This window comes from Segetibacter sp. (assembly GCF_025963695.1).
In the GTDB taxonomy this organism is placed as follows: Bacteria; Bacteroidota; Bacteroidia; order Chitinophagales; family Chitinophagaceae; genus Segetibacter.
Genome location: NZ_JAOQAH010000123.1, coordinates 1 through 23,710, shown reverse-complemented (window position 1 = coordinate 23,710; position 23,710 = coordinate 1). Strand labels below are relative to the sequence as shown.

At 40.4% G+C, this 23,710-nt stretch carries 18 protein-coding genes; 8 read left to right on the top strand and 10 right to left on the bottom strand.

The features are described 5' to 3' along the window. Nucleotides 1-176: 176 nt before the first annotated feature. Nucleotides 177-2,330, bottom strand: coding sequence for a TIM-barrel domain-containing protein (locus tag JWR87_RS20145; protein ID WP_297823696.1), 2,154 nt, complete (start codon nucleotides 2,328-2,330; stop codon nucleotides 177-179). 174 nt (nucleotides 2,331-2,504) lie between these two features. On the opposite strand from JWR87_RS20145, the gene JWR87_RS20140 reads away from it, so the two are divergent. The 3 genes from JWR87_RS20140 (at nucleotide 2,505) to JWR87_RS20130 (ending at nucleotide 7,477) form a co-directional block, all read left to right on the top strand. Then, nucleotides 2,505-2,978 (top strand): DUF4112 domain-containing protein, encoded by a 474-nt coding sequence (locus tag JWR87_RS20140; RefSeq protein WP_297823694.1) that lies wholly within the window; start codon nucleotides 2,505-2,507, stop codon nucleotides 2,976-2,978. A 69-nt stretch (nucleotides 2,979-3,047) separates the two neighbouring features. Further along, on the top strand, nucleotides 3,048-5,231 hold the full coding sequence (locus JWR87_RS20135; RefSeq protein WP_297823692.1) for a penicillin acylase family protein: 2,184 nt from the start codon (nucleotides 3,048-3,050) through the stop codon (nucleotides 5,229-5,231). A 281-nt stretch (nucleotides 5,232-5,512) separates the two neighbouring features. Beyond that, nucleotides 5,513-7,477 carry a gliding motility-associated C-terminal domain-containing protein gene (locus JWR87_RS20130; RefSeq protein ID WP_297823690.1) on the top strand — a complete coding sequence of 655 codons (1,965 nt, stop codon included), beginning with the start codon at nucleotides 5,513-5,515 and terminating at the stop codon, nucleotides 7,475-7,477. Nucleotides 7,478-7,587: 110 nt separating this feature from the next. On the opposite strand, the gene kduI is transcribed toward JWR87_RS20130, so the two are convergent. Then, nucleotides 7,588-8,418 (bottom strand): 5-dehydro-4-deoxy-D-glucuronate isomerase, encoded by an 831-nt coding sequence (gene kduI, locus JWR87_RS20125; protein WP_297823688.1) that lies wholly within the window; start codon nucleotides 8,416-8,418, stop codon nucleotides 7,588-7,590. A 274-nt stretch (nucleotides 8,419-8,692) separates the two neighbouring features. Between kduI and JWR87_RS20120 the strand changes: the two genes are divergently transcribed. Continuing rightward, on the top strand, nucleotides 8,693-10,021 hold the full coding sequence (locus JWR87_RS20120; RefSeq protein ID WP_297823686.1) for a pitrilysin family protein: 1,329 nt from the start codon (nucleotides 8,693-8,695) through the stop codon (nucleotides 10,019-10,021). Nucleotides 10,022-10,098: 77 nt separating this feature from the next. Then, nucleotides 10,099-12,186 (top strand): pitrilysin family protein, encoded by a 2,088-nt coding sequence (locus JWR87_RS20115; RefSeq protein ID WP_297823684.1) that lies wholly within the window; start codon nucleotides 10,099-10,101, stop codon nucleotides 12,184-12,186. 304 nt (nucleotides 12,187-12,490) lie between these two features. Here the strand turns inward: JWR87_RS20115 and JWR87_RS20110 are convergent, their stop codons facing one another. Then, nucleotides 12,491-13,159 (bottom strand): NAD(P)H-binding protein, encoded by a 669-nt coding sequence (locus tag JWR87_RS20110; protein ID WP_297823682.1) that lies wholly within the window; start codon nucleotides 13,157-13,159, stop codon nucleotides 12,491-12,493. Nucleotides 13,160-13,181: 22 nt separating this feature from the next. Here JWR87_RS20110 and murB point away from each other — a divergent pair, with 22 nt between their 5' ends. Together murB and JWR87_RS20100 are read left to right on the top strand one after the other, a co-directional pair. Then, a complete protein-coding gene (gene murB / locus JWR87_RS20105) occupies nucleotides 13,182-14,198 on the top strand; it encodes a UDP-N-acetylmuramate dehydrogenase (protein WP_297823680.1) in 1,017 nt (338 codons plus the stop codon). Between the two features lie 56 nt (nucleotides 14,199-14,254). After that, nucleotides 14,255-14,722 carry a hypothetical protein gene (locus JWR87_RS20100; RefSeq protein WP_297823678.1) on the top strand — a complete coding sequence of 156 codons (468 nt, stop codon included), beginning with the start codon at nucleotides 14,255-14,257 and terminating at the stop codon, nucleotides 14,720-14,722. Nucleotides 14,723-14,792: 70 nt separating this feature from the next. Here JWR87_RS20100 and JWR87_RS20095 read toward each other — a convergent pair whose 3' ends face one another. The 4 genes from JWR87_RS20095 to JWR87_RS20085 all read right to left on the bottom strand — a co-directional run bounded on the left by JWR87_RS20095 (nucleotide 14,793) and on the right by JWR87_RS20085 (nucleotide 19,070). Next, a complete protein-coding gene (locus JWR87_RS20095; RefSeq protein WP_297823676.1) occupies nucleotides 14,793-16,334 on the bottom strand; it encodes a sigma 54-interacting transcriptional regulator in 1,542 nt (513 codons plus the stop codon). Nucleotides 16,335-16,427: 93 nt separating this feature from the next. Beyond that, entirely contained in the window at nucleotides 16,428-16,592 is a 165-nt protein-coding gene (locus JWR87_RS20340) for a type II toxin-antitoxin system YoeB family toxin (protein WP_366091098.1), read from the bottom strand. Between the two features lie 357 nt (nucleotides 16,593-16,949). Next, nucleotides 16,950-18,047, bottom strand: a complete 1,098-nt coding sequence (locus tag JWR87_RS20090; RefSeq protein ID WP_297823674.1) for a VWA domain-containing protein — start codon at nucleotides 18,045-18,047, stop codon at nucleotides 16,950-16,952. Nucleotides 18,048-18,362: 315 nt separating this feature from the next. Continuing rightward, nucleotides 18,363-19,070, bottom strand: a complete 708-nt coding sequence (locus JWR87_RS20085; RefSeq protein ID WP_297823672.1) for a DUF892 family protein — start codon at nucleotides 19,068-19,070, stop codon at nucleotides 18,363-18,365. 97 nt (nucleotides 19,071-19,167) lie between these two features. Between JWR87_RS20085 and JWR87_RS20080 the strand changes: the two genes are divergently transcribed. Beyond that, nucleotides 19,168-19,716: a hypothetical protein gene (locus JWR87_RS20080; RefSeq protein ID WP_297823670.1), complete on the top strand. Its 549-nt coding sequence runs from the start codon at nucleotides 19,168-19,170 to the stop codon at nucleotides 19,714-19,716. 122 nt (nucleotides 19,717-19,838) lie between these two features. Here JWR87_RS20080 and JWR87_RS20075 read toward each other — a convergent pair whose 3' ends face one another. The 3 genes from JWR87_RS20075 to JWR87_RS20065 form a co-directional block, all read right to left on the bottom strand. After that, the gene (locus JWR87_RS20075) at nucleotides 19,839-20,345 is read right to left on the bottom strand and encodes a hypothetical protein (RefSeq protein WP_297823668.1); all 507 of its coding nucleotides are present in this window, start codon (nucleotides 20,343-20,345) and stop codon (nucleotides 19,839-19,841) included. Between the two features lie 226 nt (nucleotides 20,346-20,571). Further along, complete coding sequence (locus tag JWR87_RS20070) at nucleotides 20,572-22,560, bottom strand: KUP/HAK/KT family potassium transporter (RefSeq protein ID WP_297823666.1); 1,989 nt, start codon at nucleotides 22,558-22,560, stop codon at nucleotides 20,572-20,574. A gap of 485 nt (nucleotides 22,561-23,045) precedes the next feature. After that, a partial coding sequence (locus JWR87_RS20065; RefSeq protein ID WP_297823664.1) for a S1 RNA-binding domain-containing protein occupies nucleotides 23,046-23,710 on the bottom strand: 665 nt, incomplete at its 5' end.

Below are 23,710 nucleotides of genomic sequence, written 5' to 3'. Positions count from 1 at the left end.
CCCTTCACCATCTCTTCTACTACCCTACAAATGCCCCTACCTACAAATGTCCCTACAGTACATCGCGAAAAGATGGGGCGGGATGCTTTGTACAAGTGTGCGATGCAACGATGTTGCTGTAACAACCAACAGTTGGAAATATAACATTTATAGGCAAAGGTCTTGTTGGTTTTATACTATTTTACGGTATCCGTCATAAACTTCCACGTCACATTTCCAACCGTGTTCGGCTTTCCCGCGGGTGCATTTGAAATTGTTCCGATTAATGAGCCTGCCTTATTTTTTTCGACCTTCAATTGGTGAAAAGTGTAGTCGCCTTTCTCATAATTAAAGGTCTCCCCGTCATCATCATACAACATATACTGTGAAGGTTTTGTGCCATAAAAGCGAATTAGGAGATCAACCTTTTCACCAGCTTTCGGTGCGTGCAGCCTTGGTTTCATCATTGGAATAATTGCCCCGTCTTTTGCATACACTGGTATTTTGTTTAGACCGGGTTCAATGGTTAGCACCTCACCATCGCCTGCATACTCTCCGCTATAGAAGTCGTACCACTTCCCTTTTGGCAAGACTACTTTACGCGTTTTCTGCCCTGTAAATAAAGGTGCTACAAGCAGGTATTCTCCGGCCATATATTGATCCTTAATTTCTTTTAAGACAGCCTCTGCGTAAGGATTCTCTTCCAGACTGCTACTTCCTGCCTCCTTTTTTACTTCAGCATGAAAGCCAGGTTCAAGATGCATTCCTCTAAATGGTGGCGTTCCTGCGAAGTGATATTTGGCAAATTCACTGTACCAGTACGGCATCATTTGCATACGCAGGAGTGCAAGCTCTTTCACCTGCTCGGCCACCTGCGGGTATGACCATGGTTTTGTGCCGCTTGACCATGCATTGATCATTGCCATAGGTGAAAAAATAACAGTTTGAAAACGCCTTAACCATTCTTCACCTGTCTTAGATGCCCTAACCTCAGGCGTCCATAACACGCCGGCAGTACCGCTATTTATAAGTGCAGTAATGAAATCTTCATGATTGTAATAATCGTTGTAAATAACATAAGGAAAAGAAACTCCACTGCCATTATTTGCTCTAACCAGGCCGTATGTTCTTTTATTTTGGTTGCGAAACATGGGCATGGTATATCGCATAGCCAGCATGGCGTAGGTCTGGCGCATTTGCTCTGCCGTTATTCCGGAAGGAAAGGTTGCTACATCAGGCCAGAGATAATGGTCGTAACCATCCACCTCGTCAATCTTATAACCGCTTACTCCAATGCCAACCTGATTTTTTTGCAGTTGGTCGAAGAAAATTTTTCTTGCAGCGGGAATATTAAAATCAGGAATTTCGCCCACCCAAACGGTGTGTGATGCGGTGTATGGTTTAATGGCATTATAAAAAGGTGCTGACCTGGATACGTACGGGTTGATCCACAGGTTTAGACGAATCCCTTTAGCTAACATTTGGTTCACGAACTTCTGTGGTTCAGGATAGCGATTCTTATCCCACTCGAAAGTGCCGGGATAAGATTTGCTTTGCCAACCCGGCTCCAATCCAATAAAGTCTAGCGGATAACCTTTCTCTTCGAAAGCAGCAGCTTCTTTAGCGACCTCTTCATCTGTAAACAAAGACTTCACTCTTTGCGTAAACCCAAGACCCCAGCGGGGAGGTAATACACCCCCGCCATTAAAAAGATTGAAACGCCTAACCGCGTCCAAAGCAGTAGGTCCGGCGAAAATATACACTTCTACTCCGGCTGCAGGTACCAGCATTTCTACTGCATCGGAGTATGGATGAGCAGGCCAGCTTTTATCTGTGTTTCTGTCTTTCTCCGTCGGCGCATTTTTACTGTCTTTGCGAACGCCACTGCCCGCGTACACATTTATATAACGGGCGGAATTAACAAAAACACCATATCCTTTTGATGATACATAAAAAGGTGTAGGTGCATGAGTTCGTCCATTGTCTTTGCCGCCATAATGGTCTACATGCAATTGCAAAATTTTCCCCCGTTGATGAACGGTCTGAAAGTGTAAACCAAAGCCGTACAACTGTTCATCTTCGTCTAAAGGAAAACGCAAAGATGTTTTACCATCACTAATTGTAGCTGCAAGCTCAGCCTGGTCAAAAGGGAAGCTTACGCTGCCCATTTTTTCTAAACCTGCCGCAAATGGTTTAGCCCCCGATGCAGTAAGTAAATTGTAAGCCTCAGGTTTGCCTATCAATGCTTTCCATACACCTGGCGCCACAAGTATCCACCGGGGCGGTTGAGCAACGAGTTGTAAAGAGTATATCAGCAATAAAGCCGGGAGAAGCAATTGTTTAAATTTCATATTGGTGGGGTGATAATGGCAAACTAAACCTAGTAAATAGCAATGAACGACGGAAATAATTCTGGAAGGATTAGCCAGGCAACCACATGTTTACTACAACCACGGCTTTTTTACCGTTAAATGTTGGAAGCATTTTTGATTAGTTGAACGGTAACAGAAATATTAAAAACCTACATGTCCGACAAAGCTCCTGTAAATAATCCTCAATTAAGACAGCTCGATTTTCTTGCCCGCCTAATGGATAACCAGTTTAAAGTACCCGGAACAAATTTTCGTTTTGGCCTTGATGCAATTATTGGTTTGATACCAGGAGCGGGCGATCTCTCCACCTTTGGCATCTCAACGTTTATGCTATTTGTAATGGTAAAAAACGGAGCAAGCGGTTTTGTGCTAGCTAGAATGATTTTAAATGTTTTGATTGACACTATTATAGGAGCTATCCCTTTAGTGGGTGACTTATTTGATATAGGGTTTAAGTCTAATACCCGGAACATGCGTTTGATGAGGGAGCATTATGTAGAAGGCCGCCATAAAGGCGGCGCGTGGAAAGTAATTCTGCCAGTACTCATACTTTTTGGGGCTTTGTTTGCGGGAGTAATCTGGCTGATCTACACCTTCGTAAGATACCTGTATCACCAGTTTGGCTAGCACCTTTTTTGTTGCAGAATTAAGTTGAGAACAATTCTGTTATTTTGAAGGACCAATCGAAAAAAATACATGAGATTTCTATTTGCGCTACTTTTCATTCCCTTCATTGCTATCTCACAACCATTTTCCCCCGCAGAGATTGAACGATACAAAACAGAGGCACGGCAGGTAAAAATAATCCGTGACAAGTGGGGAATTCCTCACGTGTACGGCAAGACCGATGCAGATGCAGTGTTTGGATTGTTATACGCCCAATGCGAAGAGAGTTTTAAAAAAGTTGAAGAGAATAACCTTGAGATGTTGGGCAGGTTGTCGGAGGTGTATGGCGAGGAACAATTGTACAACGACCTTGAAATGCGGCTTATTTATAATACCGCAGCTGCCATTGCTGATTATAAGAAAAGTCCTGATTGGTTACGTAAATTATTAGATGCTGCGGCTGATGGAGTAAACTATTATCTCTATAAACATCCTGAAGTAAAACCGGCAGTCTTAACGCGCTTTGAACCTTGGTTTGCACTGCTGCGCACAAACGGTAGTATCTCCGCTACCCAGAATGGAGGTATTAGCACACAAGACCTTAAGAACCTTTACCCTGCAACAAATACCGCTGTTTCCTATATCGATAAAAAAATTCCCTTTTATGATGCAGACCCTACGGGGTCTAATGGTTTTGCGGTCGCCCCTTCTAAAACGGCTTCTAAAAATGCAATCCTTTATATAAATCCACATGTTACATTTTATTTCCGGTCCGAGTCTCACATGGTAAGTGACGAGGGTTTGCATGCTTACGGAGCCGTCACATGGGGTACCTTTTTTATCTTCCAGGGATTTAATCAATACTGTGGGTGGATGCATACTTCAGGCGCTACGGATGTTGCAGACCTGTATATTGAAACCATTGTAAAGCAAGGCGACTCCTTATACACCCGATACGATAACCAGCTGGTACCTGTGAAAACAAAACCCGTGGTTATACGGTATAAAAAAGGAGATGGTTTTGCAGAACAAACATTTATTACTTATTATACCAATCATGGTCCTGTAATGGGAATGAGGGATGGAAAATGGTTAAGCCTGAGGGAAAACAATCGGTCACTTACCGCTTTAATGCAATCATGGCTTCGCACAAAAGCGAAAGGATTCGATGATTTTAAAAAGAATATGGATTTGCGGTCCAATACTTCTGACAACACGGTCTTTGCGGATACCAAAGGAAATATTGCGTACTGGCATGGAAACTATGTTCCTAAGAGAAATAAAGATGTAGACTACAGCTTACCGGTTGACGGCAGTACATCGGAAAGTGATTGGAAAGGTGTTCATCCCTTGAGTGAAATTGTTCATATTTACAACCCTACAACGGGATTTATTCAAAATTGCAATTCTACCCCTTTTACGGTTTCTGGCAAAAGCAGTCCGAAAAAGGAAAACTATCCCACTTATATGGCGCCCGATGGGGAAAATTTCCGCGGGCTAAATGCAGCACGCCTACTAAGTAGCCTAAAAGATTTTACAATCGATAAAATGATTCATGAGGTGGGGTACAATGGTCATCTTACAACTTTTGATTACCTGGTTCCGGCCCTGTTTAAAGATTATGCCGCATTAAGTGCATCACAGCCATTAAAAAATGAACTAGCTGAAGCAATAGGGCTGTTGAAAAGCTGGAGTAAAAACGCTTCTGACACTTCTGTAGCGTCAACCATTGCCATTGAATTTGGTTATCGCTTTTTACAGAAAGCACCTGCCGCGGCTAATCCTTACAAAACATCTCATGCAGTCGAACAATTACAAGCGACATTAGGAGCGACTACTTCAGACGAAAGAATGAGCCTTTTATCTGAAACGCTAAAAGATATTGAAAAAAGGTTTGGTACATGGAAAACACCGTGGGGAGAAGTGAACCGTTACCAACGTTCTGCTGACGGTAAATTTGATGATGCTAAACCAAGCATGCCGGTTGGCCTTGCTGCAGGCACGTTTGGTTCATTGCCTTCATTTGCTTCCCGTCGTTTGCATGGTCTGAATAAACGTTATGGCGTTTCAGGAAATAGTTTTATCGCCTGTGTCGAATTTGGCAAAAGAGTAAAAGCGAAGTCAATTATCACAGGCGGACAATCATTTGATCCTGCTAATAAGCATTATACTGACCAGGCAAAAGGTTACATAAATGGTCAATTCAAAGATGTTCTCTTTTACAAAGAAGACGTGTTAAAACACATTGAAAAGCAATACCACCCAGGAGAGTAGTCTTACAGCCAACCTTTACTTCAAAAATGCCATCTGGCATTAACAACGGTACTCTAAATGTTTCTCGTTTGCTAACATAGCATCGACCTTGAATTTATTTTCTTTGGCCCTTGTAATAACCAACCAGGGCTTTCATTTATTCGTATAAACTTAAATAACAGACGTGTCGATCGTTAAATAAAAACACGCAAAGTTGGTGGTCCAGGAAAATTGGAAGAATTAATTTGTATTCGTTTGCTGAGGTTGAAATAATACTAACTTTAAAAAACTAAATTCATAGCGTGCATTTTGTAATAGAATTGTTACGAGGAAGAAGGCGGCTTTATTTACAAACAAAGCCTTTGTTGTTATTAAATGTTTTTTTAATCGTCTTTTCATCTGTTATAAAAGCCCAAACTTGTCCTTATAATATTGATTTTGAGACTGGCACCTTCAACGGTTGGACTTGCTATTCAGGTAGAACAGCAGCAGTTGGAGGTCAGAATGAAATCTCGCTTTCTCCGTCCGGGCCAATCCCGGGGAAACACACGATATATAATGCTAATTCTAATGAAGTTGACCCCTTTGGCGGCTTCCCTGTAAATTGCCCAAACGGTAGCGGACACTCCATCAAGTTAGGAAGTACGCAAGCAGGTGGTGAAGCAGAAGGAGTTTCATATGAATTTACCATTCCCGCAAATGAGAACTCATATACATTGATGTACAATTATGCCGTAGTATTTCAGTCCCCAAACCACCGCACATTCGAACAACCAAGAATGGAAATTGAGATTACTAATGTAACTGATAATACTACCATCAGTTGTGCTTCTTATAGTTTTATCGCTGTCGGCACATCCTTGCCCGGATTCCAGGTTTCTAACTCAACCGATACTACTGCTGTTTTGTACAAGGATTGGTCTCCCGTTTCTATTGATTTATCAGGAAATGCAGGTAAAACTATCCGGTTATTTTTTAAAACAGCTGACTGTACTTTTAGAAGGCATTTTGGTTACGCCTATATAGATGTAAACTCTGAGTGCAGCGGAAGATTTGTGGGTGCTACCTATTGCCCCGATGATACCGTAATAAATGTGACTGCTCCTTATGGGTATGCCAGTTATGCCTGGTACGACAGCTCATTAACCACTCCGCTTGGTTCGCAACAAGTACTTTCTTTGTCTCCGCCACCTGTTTCAGGAACAACGATTGCCGTTAAGCTGGAGCCGTATTATGGATATGGTTGTCCCAATACCATGTTTACTAAATTAAAAGACTCGCTAACAGTTACTGCAAATGCCGGGTTTGATACCCTGTCGTGTAACCTGAGTCCGGTTCCTATTGGAATTCCGCCCCGGCCGGGACTGCATTATGCCTGGACACCAGCGACGGGGCTCAGTAATGCAGAAATTGCAAATCCCATGGCTTTTCCTGGTAAGACCACTGCTTATGTTGTAACAACAACCAACAGCGGTGGGGGCTGTCGCATTACAGACACCGTGGTAGTGCGGGCATCAGTAATTAACGACTCCTTGCGTTTATTAGGTAAAGCAAGTTATTGTTTCGGAAATAACGATAGTGCTATTCTCAATGTCAACCCTGCAAATAGTATCCAGTGGTTTAAAAATGATCTTGCAATTTCAAGAGCTACACAACCCACAATTAGGGTGAGTTCGAGCGGTACTTATCATGCATTACTAAAGAATGATATTGGCTGTAGTATTACAACTAAGAAACAACCTATTGTAATTGACATTGCAAAACCCCCGACCGCTTATGCGGTAGAATATGCCCTCAGTAACTCGCCGTTGACTCTAGGGGCACGACAAATCAGCGAAAATGTTTTATGGAAACCTGCAATCAATTTAAATACTGCCACGAGTTTTACTCCCACATTTAAGGGATCCCAGGAACAATTGTACACCATCGAACTTCTCACAAATACCGGCTGCCTGACTGTAGATACCCAATTGGTAAAAATAATTAAGAGTGTAGAAATCTATGTACCTACTGCCTTTACTCCTGATAAAGATGGAAGAAACGATTATCTGCGACCTATATTGATTGGTTTAAAAGACCTTCATTTTTTTAGAGTGTACAATCGGTGGGGACAGTTGTTGTTTGAAACCAAGCAAGCACTGCCCGGATGGGATGGCGTTTTTAAAAGCGTTGCTCAAACAACACAAACAGTGGTATGGATGGTCAAAGGCGTAGGTATAGATGGAAGGGAGTACACTCAAAAAGGCACTACCGTCTTGTTGCGGTAAATTCTTAGGACAAGATTGTATACCGGAAACGCTTGTTCAACTATCCAATTCGTGTAGTGTCCCTGCTTCTAAAATGTTGCCAGCATTCCTAATTTCTAATCCTGATTGTTTTATCTCATTTTCGCAATAGCTACGGGATCCATGTCCGTGTAATTATAGTTCTCGCCGGCCATGCCCCAGATAAACCCATAGTTCGCTGTACCGCATCCTGAATGGATCGACCAGGGTGGGGAGATAATAGCAGTATTGTTTTGTAGTACAAGATGCCTCGTTTGCTGTGGCTGTCCCATAAAATGAAACACGGCTTGCCCTTCAGCTACATCAAAATAAAAGTATGCCTCCATTCTGCGGGTGTGTGTATGACCAGGCATTGTGTTCCACACGCTCCCTCTATCGAGAACGGTGAGGCCCATTACTAACTGGCAGCTTTTAATACCCTCAGCGTGAATATACTTGTAAATCGTTCTTCGGTTTGAGGTAGACGGATCACCGATAGTTGTTGGAGTAGCTTCCTCTTTAGGTAATTTCCTTGTAGGATAAGTCATATGAGCAGGTGCAGAAAGCAAGTAAAAATTAGCCGGCGTACGGGTTTCTTCGCTCTTAAAGGTGACTGACTTTACACCCTTACCAATATAGATACAATCGAGTCGCGATAAATGATGTATTTCCCCATCTGCTTCAACCAATCCATTTCCACCCACATTTATGATTCCCAATTCTCTTCTCTCCAGAAAAAATTCTGCCTTTAGTTCAGGGTGACTTCCCAGGGCCAAAGTTTCGGTCACAGGTTTTACTCCCCCAATTATTACCCTGTCGTAATGCGAGTACACCAACTTCACTTTATCATCCACCATCAAATGCTCAATAAGAAAATTATCGCGCAGTTCTTCGGTGCTCATACTTTGTGTTTCTCGCGGAGAGCTTTCAAATCTTACTTCCATATTGAATAAATTTTATAAAAATCAAATGTAAAACTGATGTACAAGAACTGGTGTTTTTAATTTTCTTGCGGATTTCGCCATCCTCGTCCTATGCTTAAGAAAAGATAAAAACTAGTTGATAAAGGTTAAGAATAGCAATAACTTTTATGCAACTAAAATAATATTGAATAAGGCAATAAATACACGAATAAATCAATATGTTTGAGACACTGTTATTCGATAACCTAAGGTGATGTCAAAAATCAGATCAGTATTTAATTAAACTAAAACTAGTATGTTATTACAAAAAACACTTTTAAGTGCAGCAGTAGTCGTTTTAATGTCTGCGGCAGGATATGCACAAAAAGTAGCATTTACAGAGTACGATTTACCAAATGGATTACACGTCATTCTGCACCAGGACAAGTCGGCGCCTGTTGTTGCAGTATCGGTTATGTATCATGTGGGTTCAAAAAACGAACAAACAGAAAGAACAGGCTTCGCTCATTTTTTTGAACACTTGTTATTTGAGGGTTCCGACAATATTAAAAGGGGCGAGTTTATGAAGCTTGTTTCGAGTAATGGCGGCGAGAACAACGCTAATACAACCCAGGACCGAACTTTTTATTATGAAGTTTTCCCATCTAACCAGTTAAAGCTGGGACTTTGGCTGGAAAGTGAAAGAATGATGCATCCGGTTATCAATGAAGTGGGTGTAAGAACACAAAATGAAGTAGTGAAAGAAGAAAAACGGCTACGAATTGACAACCAGCCATACGGACATTTTACCGAAGAAATTTTTAAGAGGCTATTTTATAACCACCCCTACAAGTGGCAGGTAATTGGTTCGATGGCCGACCTCGATGCTGCAAGGCTGGAAGAATTTCAGGCTTTTTTCAAAAAGTATTACATTCCCAACAATGCTGTACTTTCTATTGCGGGCGATATTGATGTTGATCAAACCAAAGAATGGGTTGCCGCTTACTTTTCTCCAATTCCACAAGGTGAGCCTATTCAATATAAAAAAGCAGAAGAGCAGCCAATTACCAAAATGATGGTCGATACTGCTTATGATACAAACATCCAGATACCTGCAATTATGTCCGCCTATCGGGTTCCGGGATTAACGAGTAAAGATGCCACAGCAATGGAAATGATTTCGGCAATACTTTCAGGCGGGGCAAGTTCAAAGTTGTACAAGAAAATGGTGGATGAAAAAAAGAACACGTTACAGGTGGGTGCTTTTAATTATGTACTGGAAGATTATGGAGCTTATATAACTTTCGCCTTACCAAATAACAATACTTCGCTGGATGTTCTATTAAAAGACATTGATGATGAAATCATCAAACTGCAAACAAACCTGGTTAGCGAAGACGATTATAAGAAAATTCAAAACCAGTTCGAAAACAATTATGTAAATGCCAATTCCCGCATGTTAGGAGTTGCAGAAAATCTGGCCAAAGGCTATACTTTTTATAATAAGAATACCAATAACATAAACCAGGAGCTTGATAAGATCAGGAGTGTGTCAAGGGAGGACATCCGGGATGCAGCAAAGAAGTATTTGCAACCCAACGCACGAGTGGTTTTATATTATTTACCTGCCAAAACTGCTCTCTAATTTTTTATTTTAATCAAAAACATTCCTCTAGATAAATTTTTAAAAGCCTTTTATCCAAGAGCAAAATATTTATACTAATGAAAAAACTTTTAATACTAACCGTTACTGCCTTTTTATTTTTTGGTTCCGAGGCACAGGTACAAATAGACCGCACAAAAAAACCAGAGCCAGGACCTGCTCCGGTAATCAAGCTAAAAGATCCGGTCATTTATAAACTACCAAACGGGGTAACCATACTCATTGTTGAAGACCACAAATTACCCAGGGTTTCGTCAAGTTTTTATATTGATGCAGGCCCGGTAAAAGAAGGATCGAAAGCTGGTGTAATGGCACTAATGGGACAAATGCTTAACGAGGGAACAAAAGATATGTCAAAAGCTGCATTTGATGAAGCTGTTGATAAAATTGGTGCAGAAGTGAGTCTTAGTTCTTCAGGTGGAAATGCCACTGCCCTTACCCGTTATTTCAACCAGGCTTTTGAGTTAATGGGAAAAGCTATTAAAAGCCCGGCCTTAACCGCAGAGTCTTTCGAAAAACTAAAGTCACAAACGCTGACAGGAATGAAAGCTGACGAAAAAAATGTGAAGGTTGTGTCAGCTAGAATGGTTAACGCTTTAGCTTATGGAAAGCAACATCCACAGGGTGAATTTGAAACTGAAAAATCGGTAAAAAACCTAACGCTGGCTGATATAAAGACTGCCTACCAACAATACATTACTCCATCAAGATCGTATTTGACCTTTATAGGAGATATTAAACCCGCAGCTGCGCAGCAATTAGCCCTGAAGGTATTTGGTACTTTTAAAGGACGCGCCTTAACACTGCCTGCATTGACACTGGTACAAAACCCCGCCAAAACCGAGATAAATGCAATTGATATGTCAAATGCTGTTCAATCTGAAATTACAGTAACGAACCTCGTTGACCTCAAAATGAATAATCCAGACTATTTCGCTGTTTTACTTGCCAACCAAATTTTGGGTGGAGGTTCAGAAAGTCGTTTGTTTAATAACCTGAGAGAAAAACATGGCTTCACATACGGCGCCTACTCGTCCATCCAGGCAGGAAGGTTTCAAAATTTGTTTACTTCTTCTGCGGCAGTCAGAACTGCAAAAACCGACAGTGCGGTTGTAGAGTTTATTAGCGAAATTTCAAAACTGCGTAACGAAAAAGTATCTGACGAGGAACTGAAAAATGCCAAAGCATTGTATAACGGTCAGTTTGCGTTAGGACTTGAAAACCCGGCTCGCACAGCTTCATTTGCCAGGAACATCCTGATTAATAATTTGCCTAAAGACTTTTATAAAACTTACCTGCAAAAGATTAACGCGGTAACAAAAGAAGATATTCAACGAGTAGCTCAAAAGTATTTTAACAGCAATAATACCAGGGTAGTAGTGGTTGGCAATACTTCACAAATGAAGGAAGGTCTTTCCAGGTTAAATTATGCTGTTAAGATGTATGACAGTTATGCTAATCCGGTTGTTGAAAGTGCCAAATCTGCTGTATCAGCTAATGTAAAAGCTACAGACGTTATAAATGATTATCTAAAAACGATTGGTGGAACAGATGCGCTAAAGAAGGTGAATTCCATTTTTGCAACAATGGCAATGCAAATGCAGGGAATGAATTTACAGGTGCAGATGAAAAACATGCAGCCAAACATGGAAAGTATGACCATGTCGATGGGAGGAAATGTTATGATGAAAACAAATTTCAATGGAACCTCGGGATACCAGCAACAGATGGGAAACAAAAAAGATTTAACCCCCGAAGAAATCAAGGAAAAAAATTTGGTAACGGGCCTGTTTGAGCAGATGGATTACGTAAACAATCCCTCCTTTAAAACTGAGGTAAAAGGCACGGAAAAAGTAAATGGTTCAGATGCTTACAAGCTTGTTATCACCTACCCTACAGGGGTAACCAAAACAGAATATTACGACGTTGCCAGCAAACTTTTGGTAAGAAAAGAGGAAGCTAAAACAGCCAATAATGTTACTGCGACTACTACTGTAGACTATGGGGACTATAAAAAGGCCGGTGCTATTTTGTATCCTTACTCACAAACGATCACAATTTCGGCCGGTGGACAAACACAGGCTCTTGAGATGAAGGCATCTGATGTTAAAATAAACGAAGGAGTAACTGCAGCAGATTTTCAATAAATAGAGCTTGTTTTTATAAAAAGAGGGAAGGGCACTAAGTCCTTCCCTCTTTTGTAGTATCAAACTTATGAAGTAGTTTTTTTGGGACCAGGCAAATACACCTTTAATTAAACATTGTTGCGTCGCACTCTTGTACAGCAAATTGTTACTGACCTGTTCGTAAAAGTGCGCTTAAGCCGGATTAGAAGTACGAACAATTGAAAACCTACTGACAAACGGAGCGTCGCAACGGAAGCCCCGTTTCCATTCAAAAGCTTTAAATAGAAAAATTTTAGGTCGCTCTTGTAAAATATAAGATAGCAGGCTATGAGACTGCTTTAACTATATCACTATAATGATAAATAAACTTTCCTTTATTTCCAGACCTCGCAACTATTATCATAGCCTTCGCAACTGTTCGGGCTTCAACACCCTTGTACTTTTGCAGTGGTCCGACAAACAATACTGACAAAGCGCGCATCACCCCCTTCCCTATCACTTCGCCAAAACGAAATTCTTTTCTTTTCCCCAACAAAATACTTGGCCGAAAAATATGAAAGCTTAAAAACCCCAGGGCTGCAATTACTGTTTCTACTTCACCCTTCAGCTTTAAATAAAAGTTACCAGCTTTTTCATTTGCGCCAACAGAAGAAACAAGCAGGTAGCTGGTAAAGCCGGCATCTTTACCCAGCTTTGCGGCGTTAACAGCGATGTCGAAATCAATCTTTCTATAAGCGGCCTTATCGCCTTTTACTTTTCCATCTGTCGTACCTATACAACAGAAAATACAATCTCCCCGCCCAAGCTTGCTTCGGTACTCATTAAGATCATCAAAATGTACGATTTCAACTTCAAGCTTCGGATGCGATAATTGTACAGGTCTTCTGACAAGTATTCTTACATTTGAAAAAGCAGCATCATCTAATAATTGTTGCACTAATTGTTCGCCAATAAGACCCGTTGCACCCAACACTACAGCAGTTAATGATAGCATATTTTTTACTTTAAGCGATAACATGCAAATTCAACAAAATATTTCACTTAAGCCCTATAACACTTTTGGAATTGATGCTACTGCAAAATACTTCGCCAGGTTTACCTCGGTCGATGAAATTGAACAGCTCTTTGATTCGCCTTTTTTAAAGGAAAACGAACACCCGTTCATTATTGGTGGCGGCAGTAACATTTTGCTTACTCTCGACTACAGCGGCCTGGTAGCTAAAAATGAAATGCATGGTATAGAAGTGATAAAGCACGATGAAAAGTATGTATATGTACGTGTAGCGGCGGGAGAAAACTGGCATCAATTCGTTCTATATTGTATTGATAACAATTTTGCCGGTGTTGAAAACCTAAGCCTCATACCTGGAAGTGTAGGAGCAAGCCCGATGCAAAATATAGGAGCTTACGGCGTTGAGATTAAAGACGTGTTTTACGAGCTCGAGGCTTTTGATATTAACGAAAGACAGGTTAGCACTTTTACAGTACAAGAATGTGAATTTGGTTATAGGGAAAGTATTTTTAAACGGAAGTATAAAGGACGGCATATCATTACCAGCGTTACTTTTAGACTAAACAAACAACCTGCTTTCAATATTAGCTACGGGGCAATTCAACAAGAACTTGACAAGATGCATATAGAGGAATTGTCTATCGCTGCCATTTCCAGGGCCGTTATTAATATTCGTCAAAGCAAACTTCCTGACCCTAAAGAAATCGGAAACGCAGGAAGCTTTTTTAAAAATCCAACCATACCCCAATCGCAATTTGTTAGCCTTAAAAAAGAATTTCCTGCAATAGTTGGCCATCCTGCAAACAACGGGGTTAAAGTAGCTGCAGGTTGGCTAATAGAACAGTGTGGATGGAAAGGCTACAGAAAAGGAGATGCAGGCTGCCATGCAAAGCAAGCGCTGGTTTTAGTAAACTATGGAGATGCAAAAGGTAGCGAGATACTAGCACTGTCAACAGAGATTATGAAAAGTGTAGAATTGAAATTTGGTATTATGCTGGAGAGAGAAGTTAATATTTTATAAAAAGCAACGTTATAATATCACTCGTTGTCAAGTAAGGCAGTCGCTTAAACAATCATATGAAAAAGACAGTAGCAATTATTTGCTTCATTTTGGCGCTGACGCCCGCTGCGAAATCTCAAAAGGCAGCAAAATCAGTTTACTTTGAATTAGGGGGGCCAGGGTTAGCGTCGGTCAATTACGACATGCGTTTTCAAAGCAAAGAAGATGGATTAGGTTTTAGAGTTGGGGTGGGCGGTTTTGGTATTGAAGATGCAAGTATTTTATTTATACCAGTCGGTCTAAACTATTTGCTTGGTAAAGATGGAAAGAACTATTTTGAAGTTGGAGGTGGTATAACGGCCGTTTCAGGAAATGATGGATCAAACGACGGAACCTTTTCAACCAGCTTTGGACACCTCAATTTCGGTTACCGTTTGCAACCTGCTGACGGAGGCTTTTTATTTAGAGCGGGAATAGTGCCGATATTCAATAAGGAAGGTTTCGTGCCATATTACGCAGGAATTTCTTTCGGGTATAAATTCTAACCGGATTAATACCTTTATTGCAAATAAAGAGAAAGGGGATGTTTCTAAAGCATCCCCTTTCATATTTTATCTATTTAAAATCATCTTCTGTTAAATCATCCTCATAGTTCATTGCCCCAAAATTCATCATACTTCCCATCAGGTCTTTAAACTCAATTTTTCCGTCCAGCATTTTCTTACTAATCAGCGAATAACTGGCAAGGCCATGCAATACAAACTCCATAAGTAGAGCGTTTTCCTTATCATTTGCCTGCGGGTAATATTTTTTTACGAAGCCGTGCAGCCCTTCCACCTTATACAGCGAAGCCAACTTTCCCGCATCGTCACTATCCAATAAAAGGTCAAGATGATTACCGCCGTCGAACCAGCGGGTGATGGCTTTGTATGGATTCTCGTCTTCTGTTTTTGCTTGCTGAGTTGCCTTTCCTGTAGCTCTCTTCTTTTTTACAGCCTCAGGATTTGGGAAATAAAGAATAAACTGAGAACGAATTGATTTTTCCAAAAGGTTAACGGCAACCTGGTAAGGCCCTTCCTGCTCCCCTTCATATACCAGCTCAATCTTACCGGTTATTGAAGGAATGATACCAACAAGATCACTGATCCAAACCTGCGTCTGTTTTTCATTATGAATGATAGCCCGACGTTCAGCACTACTAACAGCGTTTTCATACGCCGCTATTGTTAGCCTCGCACTTACCCCGCTCTTCTTGTCAACATATTCATTGTTTCTCGCTTCAAAGGCAACTTGTTCTATTAACCGCTTCACCAGGTCACTGATAGTTATTCTTTTTGTTTGCTCTTCCAAAACATCGGCTTCCTGCTCAGTAATTTCTAATGAAGTCTCAATCGTTTTAGGGTAATGGGTCAATATTTGGCTTTCTATGCGATCTTTTAGTGGAGTCACAATACTTCCCCGATTGGTATAATCTTCGGGATTTGCTGTAAACACAAATAAAATATCCAGCGGCATCCTCAATTTAAATCCGCGAATCTGGATGTCGCCTTCCTGCAGAATATTAAAAAGAGCAACCTGTATCCTGGCCTGTAGGTCGGGCAACTCGTTTATTACGAAAATGCCCCGGTTACTGCGGGGAATAATGCCGTAATGAATTACCATTTCATCAGCAAAACTTAGCTTTAGATTGGCTGCCTTTATCGGGTCAATGTCTCCTATAAGATCAGCAACGCTCACATCGGGCGTAGCAAGCTTTTCCCCGTAACGTTCACTTCTATGCACCCAGCGAATAGGTGTATCGTCTCCGCGAAGTGCTACCAGGTCTTTTGCAAACTTGCTGATGGGCCTAAGCGGGTCGTCGTTTATTTCACTCCCTTCCACTGTAGGAATGTACTCATCTAAAAGGTCAACCATTTGCCTTGCCATTCTCGTTTTTGCCTGTCCTCTTAATCCAAGAAATAAAATATTGTGGCGGCTTAGCAAAGCTCTTTCGGTGTCGGGAATCACCGTTTCTTCATAACCGACAATTCCGGGAAAAGTGTTTTCTTTCGCCTTAATCTTTCCTATCAGGTTCTCCCGTATTTCTTGTTTAATGGTCCTGTTCTTATATCCACTTTTTCTTAAATCACCTAAAGTCTTAATGTTTGTAATGTCCATTTATATTTTTTTGATAATCAACTTATGTTTTTCATAGGGGCATCGTTGTGTCACTCACTTATACTATTTGTTGTAGGTTCAACGCTGCTGCTTTTACAACTTGGAATAATGGTCCCGGCAAAAAATAACATTGATAGCAGTTTCAGTTATTTCATAAACAAGCCAACGTTCTTCATTTATCCTTCTGCGCCAAAAACCTTTTAAATAATGCCTTAAAGCTTCAGGCTTACCAAGACGTTCACAAGGGCATCGTAATATCTTCTACTAAACCAGCTATCTTATCCTGCATTTTCCAATTTTCATTTCGTCACAAAGTATACTCAATAAATGCAGTTCTAGCAAGATTGATCGTCTAAACTTTCGCAATTCGTAAAGGGTAACAGAAACTAAATCGCCTCCTTTAAGCTCTTTCAAAGATTGCTTAAATTTATCGCGGTTGTCTGGCGAATGAGTCATCTTCATCCTCCTCAGCAGCAATAACAAGTGTTTTTTGCCAAAGGTATTTTTTAGATTTTGCAAAAACGCCTCATTAAGTTCCCGGCAGGCATATGGCAGGTGGTAGTCATGTAAGTCTGTTTTAAAATAAGAACTCTGCGATTTCGTAAAGTACCCGAACTAATAAACGGTCTTTCTCTTACCGCTTTCAAAATCTTTAAAAATGAAAGCCCCCAACTTGTCAAGTGAGGCAAAAAAGGCTTTGCCATTATTAGTTTCGGTAAACTCAGTAACAAACTTCTGCAAATATGGATCGCTGGCAATCATAAACGTTGTAATAGGAATTTTAAGCTTCTTGCATTGAGCTGCCAGGTTCATACAACGATTTACGACTTTCCTATCTAATCCAAAACTATTCTTATAATAACGTTTACCAATCTTTAAACAGGTTGGCTTACCATCGGTGATCATAAAAATTTGCTTGTTCGGATTTTTCCGCCGTCTTAAAAGGTCCATCGCCAGTTCGAGTCCTGCTACCGTGTTTGTATGGTAAGGACCTACCTGTAAATATGGAAGATCTTTAATCTCAATCGGCCAGGCATCATTACCAAAGACAACAATATCCAGGGTGTCTTTGGGATACTTGGTTGTTATCAGTTCGCTTAAAGCCATCGCCACTTTCTTAGCTGGCGTAATGCGGTCCTCGCCGTACAAAATCATGCTATGGCTAATGTCGATCATAAGCACAGTAGAAGTTTGAGTCTTATAATCAGTCTCCCTGATTTTAAGATCATCCTCATGCATGCTAAAGCTTTCGATACCGTGATTTATCTGCGCGTTCCTGATACTCTCAGTGAAATCAATTTGCTCCATTGTGTCGCCAAACTGAAATTGCCTCACATCCGGACTAATCTCATCTCCGCCGCCCGGCTTAAAAGTATCGTGATTTCCCTGCCGCGACTTTTTAAGTTTGCCAAAAATCTCTTCAAGACTGCTCCTTCGTATGCCCTGCTCAGTTTTTGAGGTAATGGAGATGGTTCCGTTTACAGGGTTTTCGTCGATGTATCCTTTTTCTTTAAGCTCGTCTAAAAAGTCACCCATGCCATACTCATCATTGGTAAGGCCGTATTGGGTATCTAATTGGTTAAGCCATTGCAACGCCTCGCTTACCTCACCATTAGTATAAGTAAGTAATTGTAAAAATAAATTGAGCAATTGCTCAAACTTTGTTTTCCCATTAATGTTTGGGTCAAACTTCTCAAATCTATGTCCTAACATAATTTACAATTTCGCCAAAAAAGGTGATATAAGTTGATACAACATTTAAGCCAGTATAAAGTTTAACTTCTTTGTGCCATTAAGACATTCAATTGGAGAAGAACGAGGAACATAAACACGAAATTTTGAAACGGAGTCAGTTGAGTAAAAGCAAATATGTACAAGAGTGCGACGCAACCATGCCTAATGAAGGGTAGATAGCTGGCTCCATCATACAGCAACAAATAAACGATTCTGATAACTAAGGCAAATAATAGAGAGGCAGCGCACCGGTTTGTGCCGTAAAAACTTTTAATCACAATACCTCCATCAATATCAATGGCCTCTTGATTCACCATTTCCGTATCTTCTATGAGATGTTCCGGCCCTGCCACCGGGCGAATTTATTGTGCGTTCGTTTATTGAAACCGTCGTATGTTCAACTTCGTTGGCTCCTTCAGACAGTTCGGTATCGCTTACTTCAACGGCAGTAGCATTAGCTGTTTCAAACCCACCAGGCAATCCTTCTTTATTTATTGCAGCCGTAGCAAGGGCTGTTAAAAGGTCATCTGCATCATATTCTTCCTGGAGAGTCTCGTTTAGTAAAGCTGCCACAACATGCAGGTTTAACTGGTTTGCATAAGCAACAGCTGTACCGTAAGCACAAATTTCGTAATGCTCAATTTTTTGAACAGATGCAATAATTGCTGCGTCTATTACTTCGGTAGACAAACTTTTTTGTAAAAGCTCGTTTGCTTCGTCGATTAAACCCGTTATGCCTTTACAAGATGAGACTTCAACACGCGAACCAATTTCTGAAACAGAAGCGTTGGGTAATTTACTTTTTATTAATGCCGGTATATCCAATAATCTTTTCAATTGTTGACCGCTTAAACTGTCATGGTGCTTTAAGGCATTTTTAAGAGAGCTATGATTTACCTTTTCTATGATTGTGGGAAAGGCCTTTTTTATTTGTTGTTCCGCTGCATATAAGCCTGTAAGATGATGGAGCAGTAAATCCAAAAGATCGTGAAGCCCGTTCATAACGCTGTTTTAAAAAAAGGAAGAAAAAATTATGCCCTTTTACACGCTTTAGCTGGCATAGCTTTTTCCTATATAAAAGTCATTTATACTACTAAAAATGATTATCGACAAAAGGCAACTGGAAATAAATGTAAACCTGTATTCTCTGAAGCCGGAGTTCTTGAATTATGAGTTACACTATGTAATCGCAGAAAACGAAAACACTTTCCGTTTTGCATCTTGGAATGAAACTGCAAAAGAAAATGAGCAGAAATTCTATTTTTTTCTAACAGATCAACCCTTGCATATACCTGCGGGAAATATAACCCTGGAAGAAAGCTATGTTTTAAAAGAGGAGCCTATTTACCCATGCGTGTCTTCGTATAAAGACTTTATATCAGTTATTGAGCGGGTGCAAACAGAGGGAGTAGCAAAAGCAATAAAGTGTTATGCTAATGAAGAAACAGATACAATCAGAGCACAATTAGAAGACACCTTTGGAAGAATTGAAAAACACATGGTTAAAAGTTCTCAAGGACAACACCTTCTTTTGGTATTTGAGCAGTTCGAGATTTCTGTTTCTGCCACTATGGTTTATTTCAGATGGAAAACTCCTTTCAATGCTAGCCACTACCGACACGTAAAAGAAGAAAAGGAAGGAAAGTGATATAAGTTGTAAGACTAATATTAAAATGTAGTAAGACTAAAGCGAACCTCAAAAGCTATAAAGCCTTTCGAAAAAACGAAAGGCTTTATAGCTTTTATATGATCACGAAGTTTTTCTAAGCGTTAATTATTTAGTACTTCCGACTTTCTATCTTTTGTTTGGTTCTTTCTTGCAGTATAGGGGATCATGAAAGACGCAAACGAGCCAAAACAAAAATTGCCAACCGTAGCACACATGAATAAAATAAATATTAGGCCGTTCGTTTTACCTGTGCCGGTTTGAGATGGAGCGTTTACTAAAGCACCATCAGATTTTCCTCCACTAAAAATGTCGGGGATAAACATCGGCAATGCAATTGCTGCCACTATGCACGATATAATTATTCCCACAATCGTAGCAATGTGTCCTGCAGCTACCATTGTTTGAGTACTTGCGTTTTCACCTTTAGATTTATTAAGTGCCAACATGTAAGCTCCAATAACAACCATTACTATTGCATTACCCAGGAATAGCAACCAGGTACTAACAAAATCTTCAGAAGAAAGGAAAATAAACATAGGAATACAAAATGCCAGGGCTGACAAAAAGCCCCATTTCAAATAAGAGGCGACATATTCTTTTTTAAACATTGCTAATGATTTTATTTACCTGTTAAGTGACCAGCAATACCAGTAAAAAAATCATTCCATTATATTACCTGATTATTGCATTTAGACTAGCAACAGGGTGTATAACACCGGGCAATTGATAAAACATCTATTTTTAGGATACTTGTTTTTCGCATTTCAACACATACAAAAGAGGTAAGGTGCAGACGAAAATTGCAAAAAAGAACAGAAGGAATGTTAGTCTTTATTAATAAGCCTCCTCCCCTGTCTTGAAGACTCTTTTTAACTTTAGATTTTTAATTGGTGCAACTATCAGCGCAAACTTTTCCACAGACACATAGCTGGTATCCAGTCCAAAACTTTTTGCCTCTGAAAGGCTTAGGTCTTTTAACCAAAAATGAAACCTCATGACGAGCCTTTCTAAAAACGGTAGTTCGTTGTCGTTACTTAAATATTTTTCCATAACAACAAACTGGAAATCGCCTACAATGTTGTTGCGCTCCAAACTTTCGTAACGACTGGTGATATTTACTTCTTTGTTGGCCACCAGATCTGCTACGACTTGCCTGAACATTAGATTTATCCTTGGTTGTACCCTAAAACCTAGCCTGAATTCCACTCTTATTATGTCGTTAGGAATAATATGCTTTACAGTGTAATCACTTGTGTAAGGCTCGTCAACCGTATGTACGTGCACAAACCAGTATATATCGGCTCTTTTTGGTTTCCTGTTTAAAATGGAATGCATAATCTTATGCTCAATTTCCCTCGGATTATCAGCACTAGTCATATAGACCAGGTGAGTAGCATGTTTTATGATGGATCTATCGTTGCTTAATTCTTCCAACTGGCCAATATAGTCATCGAGGGGAACAAATTCAACATACCTGTTTTTGATCTTTCGTGCCCTGTACCACACGTACATTACTGCAAACAAAAATCCTCCAACTACCAGGGTTACATAGCCACCATGTGGAAACTTTTCGAGGTTAGCGATAAGGAAAGAGAACTCTATAGTAAGGTAAACAGCAAGGTATAAGTAAACCAGTGGTCGGGCGGTACGATGTAGAACAAGGAAGTTTGCAAAAAGAATGGTTGTAGCAATCATGCACATGGTAATGGCAAGACCATAGGCGGCACCCATGTTAATTGATTTCTGAAAATGGAGAACTATGCAAACACAACCAATAAAAAGTAACGTATTAATGCCAGGAATATACAATTGGCCACGCGCCTCGCTAGGGTATTTAATCTTCATTTTAGGCCAAAGGTTAAGACGGATAGCCTCACTAATAAGCGTAAATGAACCGCTAATGAGTGCCTGACTGGCAATGACAGCAGCTGTGGTTGCTATAATAATTCCGGGCACTACAAACCAGGACGGCATGAGCGCGTAAAAAGGATTAAAGCCATCAGTAATCATTTCGTGGGAAATTGCCTTACCGGTGTAATTTTGAAGTAACCACGCCCCTTGCCCCAGGTAATTCAAAATCAGGCTGATTTTGACAAAGCCCCATGAAAACCTGATATTCTCCCTGCCGCAGTGGCCAAGATCGGAATAAAGTGCTTCAGCTCCTGTGGTGCAGAGAAATACGGCACCAAGTATCCAAAAGCCTTTGGGATAGGCGACGAGAAGTTTAATTGCATAATAAGGGTTAAATGACTTGAAGATGTGGATATCATCGAACAGGTGACTAATGCCTAAAACCGCCAGCATAATAAACCAGCCGCCCATTAGAGGTCCAAATAATTTACCGATAGAATTGGTACCAAATTGCTGAAGGAAAAATAGACCAGCAATGATTGCCAGAACAATATAAATAATGGTGCGGTCGGAGATGTAGCCAAGGAAATCAAGGTTTCGTAAACCTTCGACAGCGGAAGTTACAGAAATGGGTGGAGTGATCATGCCATCGGCAAGTAAAGCCGCTCCGCCAATCATTGCAGGAAATACCAGCCAGGGCCCCCTACGGCGTACCAAAGCAAATAGTGAAAAAATACCTCCTTCACCTCTGTTATCAGCCTTAAGAGTAAGGATTACATATTTTACCGTTGTCTGTAAAGTAAGAGTCCAGATAATGCAAGAAAGGCTTCCGATGATTAAAAGCTCATTTATTATTTTTCCTTTGATTACTTCATTAAGTACGTACAGCGGAGACGTTCCAATGTCGCCGTAAATTATTCCTAAAGCTATTATAAGGCCCGCAGCTGAAACTTTATTATTAGGTGCGCTCATAAACTAAAACAAGAATTAACTACTTTAATTTCACTACAAAAAGGAATGCAAAGCTACATTCAAAATAAAGGATAAAACCACTTATAGTAGTTTAAATACCGCTTTTAATAAGCTTAATTAAATTGCTTTAAAACTAACAATTGTAAGTTTTAAGTACCGATGCATTTATTGCAGACGTACAAGAGTGCGAAGCAAGCGTAGCCAAAACCCTAAAAGGGCTTGAAACGTGGTAAAATGAACCTGCTGATTTTTTTGTTTGCCGTACAAGAGAGTGACACAACGATGTTTAATAGATAATCTGCTGCCGGTAATAAAAAAATAAACATCTTCATTAGTACCATGCCAAATCAAAATTTGAAAGCAGGTTAAAAAATCACCCTTAGTTTGTTAGTGCGTTGCAGAGATAAAAAGGCTGATAACAATGGATAGAAAACAAGATGCCCCCGGAAAACCAGGGGCATTTTGTAAAATTTATAGAGATCGGCTTATTTGTTCTCTCCCTTATCTCCTTCTTCTTGTTGTAACCTATCTCTGATAGCAGCTAAAGAGCTTAGATCACCCAAAGTAGCTTTTTCAACCTTCGTCTGGATTGTCTTCACCGCTTTATTTGTCTTTTCAGCTTCTACACGAGCTTCTTTGCGGGCCACATCTTTTTCCTGCTGTTGTGCCTGCTCCCAAATGCGGGTATGACTAACCACAATACGTTTTTCGTTGCGGTCAAACTCAATAACTGTAAACTGACCATGCTCATCAATTCCGAGGCTCTTTCCGTCGTCTTTTACAAGGTGACGGGCAGGTGCAAACCCTTCGAGACCATAAGGTAATTGAACTGAAGCGCCTTTGTCATCCTTACGGGTAATAGTTGCTTCGTGAATAGTTCCAATTCCGAATGTATCCTCTAATGTGTTCCAAGGATCTTCTTCGAGTTGTTTGTGGCCTAACTGCAATTTGCGGTTGTCTTTATCTATACCCATGATGATGATGTCGATCTTCTCACCAACTTTAGTATAGTCAGCCGGATGGTTGTAACGCTTCAACCAGCTTAAATCGCTGATATGGATCATACCACCAATACCTGGCTCAAGTTCAACAAACACACCGTAAGGAGTAATGTTTTTTACAAGGCCCTGGTGCTTGCTGTGTTCAGGGA

Bases quoted from the DNA above. Each gene is read 5' to 3' on its own strand.
- JWR87_RS20145 (WP_297823696.1), bottom strand. From the start codon at position 2,330: ATGAAATTTAAACAATTGCTTCTCCCGGCTTTATTGCTGATATACTCT.
- JWR87_RS20140 (WP_297823694.1), top strand. From the start codon at position 2,505: ATGTCCGACAAAGCTCCTGTAAATAATCCTCAATTAAGACAGCTCGAT.
- JWR87_RS20135 (WP_297823692.1), top strand. From the start codon at position 3,048: ATGAGATTTCTATTTGCGCTACTTTTCATTCCCTTCATTGCTATCTCA.
- kduI (WP_297823688.1), bottom strand. From the start codon at position 8,418: ATGGAAGTAAGATTTGAAAGCTCTCCGCGAGAAACACAAAGTATGAGC.
- JWR87_RS20120 (WP_297823686.1), top strand. From the start codon at position 8,693: ATGTTATTACAAAAAACACTTTTAAGTGCAGCAGTAGTCGTTTTAATG.
- JWR87_RS20115 (WP_297823684.1), top strand. From the start codon at position 10,099: ATGAAAAAACTTTTAATACTAACCGTTACTGCCTTTTTATTTTTTGGT.
- JWR87_RS20110 (WP_297823682.1), bottom strand. From the start codon at position 13,159: ATGCTATCATTAACTGCTGTAGTGTTGGGTGCAACGGGTCTTATTGGC.
- murB (WP_297823680.1), top strand. From the start codon at position 13,182: ATGCAAATTCAACAAAATATTTCACTTAAGCCCTATAACACTTTTGGA.
- JWR87_RS20100 (WP_297823678.1), top strand. From the start codon at position 14,255: ATGAAAAAGACAGTAGCAATTATTTGCTTCATTTTGGCGCTGACGCCC.
- JWR87_RS20095 (WP_297823676.1), bottom strand. From the start codon at position 16,334: ATGGACATTACAAACATTAAGACTTTAGGTGATTTAAGAAAAAGTGGA.
- JWR87_RS20090 (WP_297823674.1), bottom strand. From the start codon at position 18,047: ATGTTAGGACATAGATTTGAGAAGTTTGACCCAAACATTAATGGGAAA.
- JWR87_RS20085 (WP_297823672.1), bottom strand. From the start codon at position 19,070: ATGAACGGGCTTCACGATCTTTTGGATTTACTGCTCCATCATCTTACA.
- JWR87_RS20080 (WP_297823670.1), top strand. From the start codon at position 19,168: ATGATTATCGACAAAAGGCAACTGGAAATAAATGTAAACCTGTATTCT.
- JWR87_RS20075 (WP_297823668.1), bottom strand. From the start codon at position 20,345: ATGTTTAAAAAAGAATATGTCGCCTCTTATTTGAAATGGGGCTTTTTG.
- JWR87_RS20070 (WP_297823666.1), bottom strand. From the start codon at position 22,560: ATGAGCGCACCTAATAATAAAGTTTCAGCTGCGGGCCTTATAATAGCT.